Genomic DNA, 12,807 nt, shown 5'->3' with positions numbered 1-12,807 from the left:
GGTCGTGAAGCTTGATTCGATGTACCAGGAAGTCATCCTGGACCACTACAAGAACCCGCACGGGCGGGGCTTGCGGGATGGCGACGCCGAGGTGCACCACGTCAATCCGACGTGCGGCGACGAGATCACGCTGCGCGTGAAGTACGACGGCACGAAGATCGAGGACGTCTCCTACGAGGGCCAGGGCTGCTCGATCAGCCAGGCCTCGGCCTCCGTGCTCAACGACCTGCTGGTCGGCAAGGAGCTGGCGGACGCGCAGAAGATCCAGGAGACGTTCCTGGAGCTGATGCAGTCCAAGGGCAGGATCGAGCCCGACGACGCCATGGAGGAGGTGCTGGAGGACGCGGTCGCGTTCGCCGGTGTCTCCAAGTACCCGGCCCGGGTCAAGTGCGCCCTCCTCAGCTGGATGGCGTGGAAGGACGCGACGGCCCAGGCCCTGGGTGGGGCCGACGCCGAAAGGAAGACGGCATGAGCGAGACCCTTGAGATGAAGCCGGCCTCCGAAGAGGAAGTCCGCGAGGCCCTGTACGACGTCGTCGACCCCGAGCTGGGCATCGATGTCGTCAACCTCGGCCTCATCTACGGCATCCACATCGACGACGCGAACATCGCGACGATCGACATGACCCTGACCTCGGCGGCCTGTCCGCTGACCGACGTCATCGAGGACCAGGCCAAGTCCGCCACGGACGGCCTCGTCAACGAGCTGCGCATCAACTGGGTCTGGATGCCGCCGTGGGGCCCGGACAAGATCACGGACGATGGCCGGGAGCAGCTTCGGGCGCTCGGGTTCAACGTCTGAGTTCACCAGGAGAAGCGGCGGCGCCCCGAGGGGTGCCGCCGCTTTTTCGGTTGTTCAGGCCAGTCCGCCGACCAGCTGGAACGCCGAGTCGGCGCGGTACAGGTCGCTGTTCTGGTAGGGGTCAAGGTGCAGCTGGAAGTTCTGGTGGCGCAGGAAGCGGCCCGGGTAGTTCACCGACTCCAGCATGGTCGCGCCGTGGACCGGCGAGGACCGCGGGCAGAAGGTGGCGTCCTGGCGGAACAGGGACGAGCCGTCGTCGCGCTCGGCGACCAGGACGAAGCCGCGGTGGCGCAGGTGGGTGCCGTCGTGGGTGGCGAAGGAGTAACAGGAGCCGTTCGCCAGGCCCTTGACCAGCTTGAAGGTGGAGTCCGCACGGGACTGCGAGCCGCCGACCCGGTCGAGCTTCACATAGCCGCCGCTCACGTGCCAGTAGCGGTCCGGGTAGTTGACCGAGCGCACCGAGCGGTAGGTGGCCGCCGGCTTCGGGGTGGCCGGGGAACTCGGGTGCGACGAGGGGGCCTTGGACGACGGCTCCGGGGCCGGTGAGGGCGTGGAGCCCTGCTGGCGCGGGGCGGACGTGGTGGCCTCGGCCGTGATCAGACCGCTCTTGCCCTTCGGCGGGACGGTCTCGGTGCCGGTCGGGGTGGCGAAGGAGATCAGACCGTCCGACGACGTGGTGTCCCCGGCGGCCGGGCCCGACAGGGTGTCAGGGCCCTTGTCCGTCCAGGCGATCGCCCCGACGCAGGCGGCGATCGTGGCCACCGCCAGCACGCCCGCGAGATAGAGCCGTCGGGTCCCGGGGGCCCGGGAGGTGTCGGGATTCCACCCGTTCTCCCATGGCTGAGAAGGACGGTTCTGGGTTTCTGGCATGCGCGGTTCCTCCGGCGGAGCCCATGGAACAGGCCGCGGATGTGAGGGGGGTTAGGTTGAACGGTGAAGCAGACGGCACAGTAGTGGACGGTGTGCTCAGCAAGCAGCCCCTTTGAGAGAGCGGTTTCCAGATCGTTTCCTCGACGAACCGGGGGGCGTCACCGCCCGGGTCTGCGCGATCGTCGTTGTGTACGGTCGTACACAGCGTTGTGTACGCTCGTACACATGGGATACGTGCTGCTCGCCGGAGCCATCGCCGCCGAAGTGGCCGCGACGACCGCCATGAAGTACAGCGAGGGCTTCAGCCGGCTGCTGCCGTCACTGCTGACCGTCCTCGGCTACGTCGTCTCCTTCGCGCTGCTCGCCCAGACCCTGAAGTCGGTGTCGGTCGGCACCGCGTACGCGATCTGGGCCGGGGTCGGCACCGCGACCATCGCCACCATCGGCATGGTCTTCCTCGGGGAGGGGATGACGACCGCCAAGGCCGCCGGAATCGTGCTGATCATCGTCGGGGTGGTCGTGCTGAACCTGGGCGGGGCGCACTGATGGCCCGGCGCCACGACCCCGAGCGGCGGCAGCGGATCATCGACGCGGCGATCCGGGTCGTCGGACGCCAGGGACTGGCGGGGCTCAGCCACCGCAGCGCCGCCGCCGAGGCGGACGTGCCGCTCGGCTCCACGACGTACCACTTCAAGACCCTCGACGAGCTGATGGTCGCCGCGCTGCGGCAGGCGAACGAGGGCTTCGCCAAGGTGATCGCCTCCCGGGGCGGCCTGGAGGACCCGGACGCGGATCTCGCCGCCGAACTCGCGGGATGGCTGGGGGAGTGGCTCGCGGGGGACCGGACCGGCGTGGAGCTGGAGTACGAGCTGTATCTCGCCGCCCTGCGGCGCCCCGCGCTGCGGCCGGTCGCCGCGGAGTGGGCCGAGGCCCTCGCCGAACGGCTGGCCCGCCGCACCGACCGGGTCACCGCGCGGGCGCTGGTGGCGCTGATGGACGGGATCTGCCTCCAGGTGCTGCTGACGGACGGGGAGTACGACGAGCAGTACGCGCGGGAGGTGCTGGGGCGGGTCGTCTCCGCAGGCACGAGTGCCGCCGCCCCCGGACGCCCGGGCCTCTGACCGGCGGCGCCGCGCCGACACGCGCGTGGTGTCCGGTACCGAGCAGCCCGGCGCCCGGGTCCGGTTCGGTACCTGAGACGCCGGCTCGCTGGTTGGCCTCCTCGGGCTCCGGACGGTTAGGTTGCCCTCATGACCGACACGACTGCACCCAGCACCACCGGGGCGGTGGCCGCCGGCCTCGCCACGATCGCCGCCGACGGCACTGTTCTCGACACCTGGTTCCCCGCGCCCGAGCTGAAGGCGGAGGCCGGTCCGTCCGGTACCGAGCGGCTGTCCGCCGAGACGGCCGTCGAGCTGCTCGGCGAGGGTGCCGCGAAGGCGATCGGGCCGGACGCCCGGCGCGGCGTCGAGGTGGTCGCGGTCCGTACGGTCATCTCCTCGCTGGACGCGAAGCCGATCGACGCCCACGACGTCTACCTGCGGCTCCACCTGCTCTCGCACCGGCTCGTCAAGCCGCACGGCCAGAGCCTGGACGGCATGTTCGGCTTCCTCGCCAACGTCGCCTGGACCTCGCTCGGCCCCGTCGCCGTCGACGACGTCGAGAAGGTGCGGCTCAACGCGCGCGCCGAGGGACTGCACCTCCAGGTGACCTCGATCGACAAGTTCCCGCGCATGACGGACTACGTCGCCCCCAAGGGCGTCCGGATCGCCGACGCGGACCGGGTACGGCTCGGCGCGCACCTCGCCGAGGGCACCACCGTCATGCACGAGGGCTTCGTCAACTTCAACGCGGGCACGCTCGGCACCTCCATGGTCGAGGGCCGGATCTCCGCCGGTGTCGTCATCGGTGACGGTTCCGACATCGGTGGCGGCGCCTCCACCATGGGCACCCTGTCCGGCGGCGGCAACGTCATCATCTCCATCGGCGAGCGCTGCCTCATCGGCGCCGAGGCGGGCGTCGGGATCGCGCTGGGCGACGAGTGCGTGGTGGAGGCGGGGCTCTACGTCACCGCCGGCACCCGCGTCACCATGCCCGACGGCCAGATCGTCAAGGCCCGCGAGCTCTCCGGCGCCTCCCACATCCTCTTCCGCCGCAACTCGGTCACCGGCACGGTCGAGGCCCGCCCGAACAACGCGGTCTGGGGCGGCCTGAACGAGATCCTGCACAGCCACAACTGACGCCCCGCGTCCGACGGTGAGCGCCCTTCCGCACTGTGCGGGAGGGCGCTCACCCATGTCCCGGGCACCGGCGGGTCGAATCTCCTCGGGTGGACAGGCATAGCGGCCCGGCTCCGCGCGCGTCACAAGGGGCACAGGGGGCGGGCACAGGGTCCGCCCCGGGGGAAGAGAAGGTGACGATGGATGCCGAAGCGCAGGACAGGTTCCGGGAGTTCGTGGAGCACCGGTCGTCCGCGCTGCTGAAGACGGCCGTGCTGCTCAGCGGCGGGGACCGGCACACCGCCGAGGACCTGCTCCAGAACGCGCTGATCAAGGCGGCCGGCCGCTGGCACCGCATCGACGAACCCGAGGCCTACGTACGGCAGATCCTGTACCGGCAGCAGATCAGCCGGTGGCGGCTGAAGTGGCCCAGACGCGAGCTGAGCGTCGCCGAGCCGCCGGAGGGGCGGGCGGACGCCGACGCCTCGTCCGCCGCCGAGCTGCGTCTGGTGATGCGGGGTGCGCTCGCCCGGCTCACCGCCAAGCAGCGCACCGTGCTCGTCCTGCGCTACTTCGAGGACCTGCCCGAAGCGGACGTGGCCCGCATCCTGGGCTGCTCCGTCGGCACCGTTCGGTCCACCGCCCACCGCTCGCTCGCCCGGCTGCGCACCCTCGCGCCCGAACTGGCCGCCCTGGGTGGCGGCGAGCACGCCGTGCGCCGGACCCGTGACAACGCACCCGTGGAGGTACGTCCGTGAACGTCGAGGAACTTGTGCGGGACTCCCTGCGGGAGCTCGCCGTCGATCAGCCGCCTGCCGGAGCGGGGTTCGCGGACCGGGTGCTGGCCGTCCGCCGGCGCCGCCGTACGCGCAGGCTCGTGTCCGTCGCCGCCGCCACCGCGGCCGTCATCGCCGTCGGCGTGGCGGTGCCGCTGCTGGACCAGGGGCGGGAGGACGTACGGCCCGCGAGCGTCTCCCAGCAGGACGGGATCAGCGCCCACCCCGACCAGTCACCGCCGAGCGACGCGATCGCGGCGGGGCGGTCGGCGCTCGCCGCGTACTGCACGACGGCGCTCGTGGCGAAGAACGACAAGGAGGCGACCCACGAGCGGACCTACTGGCTGCTCGATCCCGACACCGGCAGGTACAAGAAGGACAGCCGGTGGTCCTTCGTCGCCGTGGCACCGGGGCTGAAGACCGCCGCCGTGCTGGAGCGGACCCTGCCCGCCACCCGGATCGGGCTGCTCGACCTCGCGACGGGGGAGGTCGAGCGGTGGATCCCGGTCGGGAAGGGGGTCGCCGGGCTGGCGTTCTCGAACGGCGGGACCGAGCTGGTCGCCACGACGTACTCCGAGCGCCCCGACACGCTCGAGAAGCTCGACGGCGAGTGGACGTCCGTGCACAGGGTGAGCCGGACCGGATTCCTCCTCCTGGACCTGGCCGCGAAGGGCGGGGGTGTCTGGCACCCGGTCCCGAGCTCCTCCGCGGCGGGCCGCGCCGACTTCGCCTTCACCCGTGACGACCAGCACCTGTACGCGGCCGGCGGAGGCCTCGGCACCCTCGTCCGGCCGACGTTCTACGACCTGTCGGGCAAGGAGACCGCCGCGCCCGCGAACGAGAAACACCTGCGGTGGGACGTGCCCGCGCGGCTGTCCCCGAACGGCGAGCTGGCCGCCCTCGGTCCGGTGGAGGCGGTCGAGCCTCCCAGCGCCCCGGGGACCAGGACCATGGCCGTCAAGTCGTACTCCTCCATCAAGGACCCCCTCACCGGCAAGGAGATCACCAAGGTCCGCGGCGCCGAACTGCTCGCCTGGGTCGACGACCAGCGGCTCATCGCCTGGGAGCGGACCACCGGTGACGACGAGCTGTACAAGGACCGGCTCGTGCTGGTCACGATCGGCAGCGACAAGGTCGTACCCCTGAGCGGAGTCCGCGAGCATCCGGAGACCGGCCCGGAGCCGTGGGAGCCCGTCTTCGCCGTGCGCTGATCAGCCGGCCGTCAGCTCCTCGTAGGCCGCCCGCAGCCCGTCGACCGTCTCCCGGTCGGCGGGCAGCAGCGGTGCGCGGACCGGACCCGCGGGCAGGCCCAGGTCGTCGAGGAGGGCCTTCACGGTGACCGTGCCGGGCAGGCCCGCCGACATCGTCAACTCGATGAGGGGCGTGGCGCGTCGCTGGAGCCGGGCCGCGCCGGTCGTGTCGCCCGCGTCGAACAGGTCCAGGACCGCGCGGAGTTGAGCGGGGGCGATGTTCGCCACGGTGCTCACGTATCCGGCGCCGCCCACCGCGTACAGGGCGAGATTGTGCTCGTCGCAGCCCGCGTAGTACGCCAACTCTGTTGCGGCGATGACCTTCTGAGCGGCCAGGAAGTCGTAGGAGCAGTCCTTGACCGCGACGATTCTCGGGTGCTCGGCGAGGCGGAGCATCGTGTCGGGCTCGATGCGGGTGCCGGTGCGGCCGGGGATGTCGTAGAGCGCGATCGGCAGTCCCACGGAGTCCGCGAGGTGCCGGAAGTGCGCCTCCACGGCGTCCTGCGGGGGCCGGCTGTAGTAGGGGCTGACCGCCAACAGGCCGTCCGCGCCCGCCTTCTCGGCCTGGAGGGCGAGTTCCACGGTGTGCCGGGTGTCGAAGGTGCCGACGCCGGTCAGGACCGACGCCCGGCCGCCCACCGCCTCCCGCACCGCGCGCACCAGGTCCGCCTTCTCGGCGTCCGAGGTCGTCGGCGACTCGCCCGTCGTGCCGGACAGCACCAGTCCGTCGCACCCCTCGGTCACGAGCCGCTCGGCGAGCCGCTGGGCGCCGTCGAGGTCGAGGGTGCCGCCCGGCGTGAAGGGCGTGATCATCGCGCAGAGAGCGCGGCCGAAGGGTGGGGCCGAGGGGCCGGGATACGTCATGGGAGTAGTCTCGGCACCATCACCATGAAGCTCCACTTAAATTTCCTACGCTGTATTGATAAGCATTACTGAGAGGACGGGGTCAGGTCCGCCGGGGCAGGCCCTATGTCCAGATGGGGTGCCCATGGGTCACCATGGCCAGGACGGTCATCGGCCCCTGGTCATGGGAGGCGTCATGAAGCTCGGCAAGGCACTCGCCACCGGAGTCGCGCAGGAGCGGGCGCAGACGGAGGCTCAGGGCATCGAAGAGCCGGAACTGCGACTGCCCGAGGAGATCGAGGAACTGACGGCGCCCGAAGAGGCCCCGGCCGCCCGATGAGACTGCGGCTCCCGGAGGAACGCCCTGCGGAGCCGCCGACCGGATACAAGATCGCCCACCCGGTGCTGTCCCACGACGGCACCCGGGCCGGCTTCACCGGTGTGTCGCTGGGCGGCGCGCTGCCGTACGGGGTCCTGGCCGACGCGTCCTGCGTCTACGGCCTGCGGCACCGGGCACCGCACCGCCGCTGCGACTGCGGCTTCCACTGCGTGCACGACCGCTCGACGGCCGAGGCACTGCTGTGCACGGCCGAGCACCGGTCGGCCGTCCTGCTGGAGGTGACGGTGCTCGGCCGCTATCTCCGCTTCGAGCTGGGTTTCCGCTACGCCCGGCAGCGGATCCGCACCGCCACCGTCGGCCCCTGCGCCTGTGGCACGGTGGCCTCCGCGCTGGCCGACGCCGCCTGGGGCCGCCCCGGCTGGCGCGCCCTCGCGCCCTCCTGCGCAGGCTGCCTGCGCGGTCGTACGTCCGTCTCGCTCGCCACGTTCGCCCGGCTGGCCGGGGACGGGCTGCGGGTCGTGGCGGACCGCGGAGCGGTGGTGGTGGACGGCAGGGTGGACGCAGCGGCGGGCGGGCTGGGAGTGCCCGAACTGGCCGCGGAGGCGGCTCTGTTGCAGGCGAGGCTGGACTGGTTCCAGACGCAGCTGGCGAGGCTCGGTGAGCCCGGGCCGGGCGGCGGGACCCACGGGTAGAGGGGACCCCTCCGGGTACCCGGTGCTCCGAACCGAGAGGAGGCGGACACCGTGCCCGGGACCACGAACCCCAACGAACACCATTCGGTCGGTGAACTGGTCGGACAGGCCACCGAACAGCTGTCACGGCTGGTGCGGCAGGAGATGGCCCTCGCCAAGGAGGAGCTGACCGAGAAGGGCAAACGCGCGGGCCGGGGCGGCGGGCTGCTCGGCGCGGCGGGCGCGTTCGCCTACGCCGGTCTGCTCTTCCTCGCCGGCACGTCCGCCGCCGCCCTCTCGCTGGCGCTGCCCGTCTGGGCCGCGGTGCTCATCGTGACAGTGGTGCTGTTCGTGATCGCGGCCGTACTCGCCGCGAGCGGACGCGCTCAGCTGCGTCGTGCCGCGCCGCCGACGCCCGAGGAGGCGCTCGGCAGCGTCAGGGCCGATGTCGAGGAGATCAAGGAAAGGGCGCACCGATGACGAACAGGACGACGCCGGACGTGACGGGCGGGGCCAAGGGCCCCGAGGAGCTTCGCCGGCAGATCGAGCGGACGCGCAGCCAACTCGGTTACACGGTCGAGGAGTTGGCGGGCCGGGCGGATGTGAAGGGACGGGCGATGGCCCGTGCCGCGGACCTCAGGGACAAGGCCGGGGCGATGACCGTGCAGCTGCGCAGCACTGTGGCGCAGGCCGGGCACGTGGTGCAGGACCGGGCCGGCAGGACGGGGCACGTCGTCCAGGAGCGGGCGGCGGCGGTGGGGCACACCGTCCAGGGCAAGGCGAGTCACGCGGGGCACGCGGTGGAGCACAACGCGCCGCGGCCGGTGCGCAGCGTCATTCGGATGGGCTTGCGGAATCCGCGGCCGATGATGGTCGTGGGCGCCGTGGTCGGGCTGATCGTCGTGGAGGAGATGGTGCGCAGGCGCCGGTGAGGCGGGGCGCGCGAGGAGCGGGTGCAGGTGAGTGGGGGACGCCGACCGGTGATCGTCGACCGGTCGGCGTCGTCGTGCGGGTTCACCGGGCCGCCTGCGAGCCGCCCCGGTGAACCCGCACGGCAGGACCGTCAGGCTTCTCGGGCCGCCTTCCACGTGCGGGGCCACTTCCTTGTGTCGCGGGGTTCCACGTAGGGCTCCTCCGTCGGGGACTGGCCCTCGCTGATGGCTCGTTCGCGGGCGAGTTCCGCGTCGAACTCCAGGCCCAGGAGGATGGCGAGGTTGGACAGCCAGAGCCAGACGAGGAAGACGACGGCGCCGGCGAGGGTGCCGTACGTCTTGTTGTAGGAGCCGAAGTTGGCGGCGTAGAGAGCGAAGCCGGCGGAGGCCACGAGCCAGACGAGGGTGGCCAGACAGCTGCCGGGGGAGATCCAACGGAAGCCGCGGCCACGCACGTTGGGGGCGGCCCAGTAGAGCAGGCCGATCATCATGATCACCAGGATCAGCAGGACCGGCCACTTGGCGATGCCCCACAGGGCGATCGCCGCGTCGCCGAGGCCGATCGCGGTACCGGCCCGCTCCGCCAGGGGGCCCGTGAAGACGACGATCACCGCGCTCGCGCAGAGCATCAGCATCAGCGCGACGGTCAACACCAGCCGCAGCGGCGTCAGTTTCCACACGGGCCGGCCCTCGGGAAGGTCGTACACCGCGTTGGACGTCCGGATGAACGCGGCCACATATCCGGAGGCGGACCACAGGGCGGCGAGCAGGCCGACGACGGCCAGCACGCTGCCGGTGCCGCCGGTGTCGCTCAACTGCACCACCGCGTCCCGCAGGATGTCCCGCGCCGGGCCCGGGGCCAGGTCCCCGATGTTGTCCAGGATCTTGTCCGTGGCGCTCTGCCCGACCACGCCCAGCAGGGACACCATCACCAGCAGCGCGGGGAACAGCGACAGCACGCCGTAGTACGTCAGCGCGGCCGCCCGGTCGGAGAGTTCGTCGTCGAGGAACTCCGTCGCCGTGCGCCGCACCACCGCCCGCCAGGACCGTGCGGGCAGCTCGGAGGGACTGTCCGTGTCGTCCTTCTCATCCTCGTCCATGAGCGGGCGAGTCTCCCGAAATCCCGCGGTGAAGCGCGGGCTTGACCTGAATCTCGGTTGAGGTTGGAGGGTGGGCACCGCATCCCTCGCGAGCGAACGGAGAAGTCCACCATGACTCGTCGTACCGACACCCATCCCGACCTGACCGACCCCCGTACCGGCGCCCCGTTCTTCAGCACCTGGCGGGTGGGGATCCCCGAGCGGCAGGCGCGGGCCGTCGAGGCCATCGCCCGCACCTGGGAGAGCCGGCCCTGGGGGAGCGCGGAGCTGCTCGGCTACCACGTCTACGCCGGTCACGACGGTACGACGCTGATGCACCACTCCCAGTGGCGCAGCGAGGAGGGGTACGAGGCCTTCTTCAGGACCCGTCGCCAGGAACGCAACGACGAGATCGACACCGCCGTGCCCGGCATCGAGCGGGTCCGGCTGGAGCGCTACCGGCTCCGGCGCAGTCATCACCGGTCCGCCGGTGACACCCGGGAGCCCGGTCTGGTCGTGACCGTCCGCATCGACTTCGCGCCGGACGCTGCCGAGAAGCGGGCCGACTGGGTGGACCTCGTGGTGGACGCCCTCGGCGGGCCGGACGCCGACCCGGGGCTGATCTCCGCGCACTTCCATCTCAGTACCGATGGCACGCATGTGCTGAACTACGCCGAGTGGGAGAGCGAACAGGCCTACGACCAGGCCATCGGCGGGGCCGAGTCGCCGCAGTGGGAGCGGGTGCGGACGTACCCCGGTGTCCTGGGCTTCACCGGCAGCCGGTACCAGCATGTGCTCGGACTGGTCCCCTGAGCAGGGAGCGCGGGACCGCCTGGCAGGGCCGGCCGAACACGGTGTTCGACCAGCCCTGACCGAGGGGGAGTCACGGCTTGAAGCGCAGCACCTGCGGGTCGTGGTCGCTGATCTGGTCGTTGAACTCCGCGTTGACGTGCACGCTGTCGTACTCGAAGTCGCAGCCGCGCCGGATCGACGGGGAGACCAGGATCTGGTCCAGGACCTGGGCGTTGCCCTGGTAGACGTACGAGTAACGCTCGTTCCTCGGCAGCGACTTGATCGCCGACCACAGGGCGCCGTCGTCCTCCAGGATCTTGGCCGTGTCGGAGAACTCGAAGTCGTTGATGTCGCCGAGGGCGATGACGTCCGCGTTCTTCTGGGTGGCCAGGATGTCCTTGACGAACGTGTTCACCGCGGTCGCCTGGAGGTGGCGCTGGGTCTCCGAGCTGCGCGGCACCGGCTGGGTCGCCGAGGTCAGACCGTAGTCGCCGCCCTTGGAGTTGAAGTGGTTGGCGATCACGAAGACCGTACGGCCGCGGAAGACGAACTCGCCGACCAGCGGCTTGCGGCTGTTCGCCCAGGCCGCGTTGGCCGGGTCGATACGGCCGGGGGAGACCGTGAGGGCCGCCTTGCCCCTCTCCCTCGTCACGCCGACCGCCGTCGTGGCGTCGCCGCCCGCGCGGTCCGTGAAGGAGACCCGCTCCGGGTTGAACAGGAACACCTGGCGGATGTTGCCGCCCGGCTCGCCGCCGTCGGTGCCGTTGACCGGGTCGATGGAACGCCAGTCGTACGTCGGGCCGCCCGCGGCCGCGATCGCGTCGATCAGCTTGCGCACCGTCTGGTCGGCGGCGACCGTACCGTCGTTGGTGGCGCCGTTGTTGTCCTGGATCTCCTCCAGGGACACGATGTCGGGCGACTGGAGGTTGTGCACGATCGCGGCGGCGTGCGCGGCGAAGGTGTCGTCGGACGGGTCGAGGTTCTCGACGTTGTACGTCGCGACCGCCAGCTCGCCGTTCTTCTGCTTCTCGGTCGTCTCGCGGGCCACACCGGCGCTCTTCAGCGTGCCGATCGTGTGGGCGACCAGGGTGTAGCCGCCGAACTGGTTGTAGTCCAACGGGCCGGTGGTCGCGCCCTCCAGGACGTCACCGACGTTCGCCTTGGGGAAGGCGGAGGTCGCGCCCAGGGACTGGATCTGGATCCGGCCGGTGTTCTGCGACGTGTAGGAGCCGTAGACCGTACCGCCGCGGGGGCTCGCGTTCTCCCGAGGCTTCACCGTGACCCACAGCTCGGTGTACGGGTCGGTGGCGCCCACGACGCGCACGTTCGCGACCTGGACGTTCTCGCCCTCCAGGGACTCGTAGTAGTCCAGGGCGTACTTCGACGGCTCCAGGGTCAGACCGTTGATCGAGTTGTTCGCGGCGCTGTCACCCGCCGGGGTGTACGCGGCCGGCACCGACCTCGCGTCGACGACCTTCGCGGCCGGCACGGCGTTCCCGCTGGAGACGACGGTGAACGCCGGCTTGGTGATCTCGGTGATCGACTGGTTGCCGGAGGAGGCGCCGCCGGGGACGTACTCCGAGACCGTGCCCGACACCGTGACGAGGTCGCCGACGGCGACGCCCTTCGGGGTGGAGCTGGTGAAGACGAAGACGCCCTCACTGGTGGCCGGGTTCGCGTCGGCGTCCGGGTCCTGGATCCAGAAGCCCTTGGAGGAGCCGTAGGCACGGATGCCGGTGACGATTCCGGACACATCCGTGACGGCCTTGCCCGCGTACGGGGATATCCGCGTGGTGCCCTGGATGTCGTGGATACGCACGGAGTCCGCGTGCGCGGGGGAGGTCAGGACGAGGGTGGACGCCGCGGAACAGGCGGCGGCGACGGTGAGCGCGGCGAGGCGCGCGGTGGACTTGCTCGGCAACGGGATCCCTCCGGGGACGTACGTGGGCGCCGGGACGAGGGTGAAACGTGTGTGGAGCCGAACCGGTGGGGCGGTGCGACGCGCGTAGAAAATACAGGGAACAGATGACCAGCAGATTTCTACGCGCGTAATCTCCTGCCTGGTCAGGCCACTTGTCAAGGTTTCGGCCATGTACGGGGCCCGACGGAGAGATGAACCGGGCGGCATGGGTGGAAATCCGTCTAGGCTGAGCGGCTGTGTGGTCCGGCGGCTCGGTGGTCCCAGCCGCCGCGCGACCCTGCCGACGAGTGGTACGACGCGTCTCTAGGAGAAC

16 protein-coding genes are annotated in these 12,807 nt (G+C 71.0%); 12 read left to right on the top strand and 4 right to left on the bottom strand.

The features are described 5' to 3' along the window. Positions 1-4: 4 nt before the first annotated feature. A complete protein-coding gene (gene sufU / locus ACZ56U_RS30220; protein WP_391230332.1) occupies positions 5-472 on the top strand; it encodes a Fe-S cluster assembly sulfur transfer protein SufU in 468 nt (155 codons plus the stop codon). Then, entirely contained in the window at positions 469-801 is a 333-nt protein-coding gene (locus tag ACZ56U_RS30215; protein WP_020130530.1) for a metal-sulfur cluster assembly factor, read from the top strand. Before sufU ends, ACZ56U_RS30215 begins: the two co-directional genes overlap by 4 nt. A 54-nt stretch (positions 802-855) precedes the next feature. On the opposite strand, the gene ACZ56U_RS30210 is transcribed toward ACZ56U_RS30215, so the two are convergent. After that, complete coding sequence (locus ACZ56U_RS30210) at positions 856-1,671, bottom strand: AbfB domain-containing protein (protein ID WP_469087132.1); 816 nt, start codon at positions 1,669-1,671, stop codon at positions 856-858. A gap of 225 nt (positions 1,672-1,896) precedes the next feature. Between ACZ56U_RS30210 and ACZ56U_RS30205 the strand changes: the two genes are divergently transcribed. The 5 genes from ACZ56U_RS30205 (at position 1,897) to ACZ56U_RS30185 (ending at position 5,877) form a co-directional block, all read left to right on the top strand. Beyond that, entirely contained in the window at positions 1,897-2,217 is a 321-nt protein-coding gene (locus tag ACZ56U_RS30205; protein WP_469087131.1) for a DMT family transporter, read from the top strand. Further along, a complete protein-coding gene (locus tag ACZ56U_RS30200; RefSeq protein WP_469087130.1) occupies positions 2,217-2,792 on the top strand; it encodes a TetR/AcrR family transcriptional regulator in 576 nt (191 codons plus the stop codon). The genes ACZ56U_RS30205 and ACZ56U_RS30200 overlap by 1 nt, the downstream gene beginning before the upstream one ends. Before the next feature lie 129 nt (positions 2,793-2,921). Then, complete coding sequence (gene dapD, locus ACZ56U_RS30195; RefSeq protein ID WP_391230336.1) at positions 2,922-3,911, top strand: 2,3,4,5-tetrahydropyridine-2,6-dicarboxylate N-succinyltransferase; 990 nt, start codon at positions 2,922-2,924, stop codon at positions 3,909-3,911. Positions 3,912-4,090: 179 nt separating this feature from the next. After that, positions 4,091-4,648: a SigE family RNA polymerase sigma factor gene (locus tag ACZ56U_RS30190; RefSeq protein ID WP_469087129.1), complete on the top strand. Its 558-nt coding sequence runs from the start codon at positions 4,091-4,093 to the stop codon at positions 4,646-4,648. Further along, positions 4,645-5,877 carry a YncE family protein gene (locus ACZ56U_RS30185; protein WP_469087128.1) on the top strand — a complete coding sequence of 411 codons (1,233 nt, stop codon included), beginning with the start codon at positions 4,645-4,647 and terminating at the stop codon, positions 5,875-5,877. The genes ACZ56U_RS30190 and ACZ56U_RS30185 overlap by 4 nt, the downstream gene beginning before the upstream one ends. Here ACZ56U_RS30185 and dapA read toward each other — a convergent pair whose 3' ends face one another. Continuing rightward, positions 5,878-6,780: a 4-hydroxy-tetrahydrodipicolinate synthase gene (gene dapA / locus ACZ56U_RS30180; RefSeq protein WP_469087127.1), complete on the bottom strand. Its 903-nt coding sequence runs from the start codon at positions 6,778-6,780 to the stop codon at positions 5,878-5,880. It abuts the gene before it with no gap. A gap of 175 nt (positions 6,781-6,955) precedes the next feature. Between dapA and ACZ56U_RS30175 the strand changes: the two genes are divergently transcribed. From ACZ56U_RS30175 to ACZ56U_RS30160, 4 genes are read left to right on the top strand one after another with little or no spacing between them, the layout of a single operon-like run. Beyond that, entirely contained in the window at positions 6,956-7,099 is a 144-nt protein-coding gene (locus tag ACZ56U_RS30175; protein ID WP_469087126.1) for a hypothetical protein, read from the top strand. Further along, positions 7,096-7,791, top strand: a complete 696-nt coding sequence (locus ACZ56U_RS30170; RefSeq protein ID WP_469087125.1) for a hypothetical protein — start codon at positions 7,096-7,098, stop codon at positions 7,789-7,791. Before ACZ56U_RS30175 ends, ACZ56U_RS30170 begins: the two co-directional genes overlap by 4 nt. A gap of 51 nt (positions 7,792-7,842) precedes the next feature. Continuing rightward, a complete protein-coding gene (locus ACZ56U_RS30165) occupies positions 7,843-8,250 on the top strand; it encodes a phage holin family protein (RefSeq protein ID WP_469087124.1) in 408 nt (135 codons plus the stop codon). Continuing rightward, on the top strand, positions 8,247-8,702 hold the full coding sequence (locus tag ACZ56U_RS30160; RefSeq protein ID WP_469087123.1) for a DUF3618 domain-containing protein: 456 nt from the start codon (positions 8,247-8,249) through the stop codon (positions 8,700-8,702). Before ACZ56U_RS30165 ends, ACZ56U_RS30160 begins: the two co-directional genes overlap by 4 nt. A 131-nt stretch (positions 8,703-8,833) precedes the next feature. On the opposite strand, the gene ACZ56U_RS30155 is transcribed toward ACZ56U_RS30160, so the two are convergent. Further along, positions 8,834-9,802, bottom strand: a complete 969-nt coding sequence (locus tag ACZ56U_RS30155) for a YihY/virulence factor BrkB family protein (protein WP_469087122.1) — start codon at positions 9,800-9,802, stop codon at positions 8,834-8,836. Between the two features lie 111 nt (positions 9,803-9,913). Here ACZ56U_RS30155 and ACZ56U_RS30150 point away from each other — a divergent pair, with 111 nt between their 5' ends. Beyond that, positions 9,914-10,594 (top strand): antibiotic biosynthesis monooxygenase, encoded by a 681-nt coding sequence (locus ACZ56U_RS30150; RefSeq protein WP_469087121.1) that lies wholly within the window; start codon positions 9,914-9,916, stop codon positions 10,592-10,594. 70 nt (positions 10,595-10,664) lie between these two features. Here ACZ56U_RS30150 and ACZ56U_RS30145 read toward each other — a convergent pair whose 3' ends face one another. After that, complete coding sequence (locus ACZ56U_RS30145; RefSeq protein WP_469087120.1) at positions 10,665-12,494, bottom strand: endonuclease/exonuclease/phosphatase family protein; 1,830 nt, start codon at positions 12,492-12,494, stop codon at positions 10,665-10,667. Between the last annotated feature and the right edge of the window lie 313 nt (positions 12,495-12,807).

The organism is Streptomyces sp. NPDC034103 (genome assembly GCF_055575395.1).
Note: the sequence above shows the minus strand (reverse complement) of the source record. Positions and strands in the feature narration are given on the sequence as shown.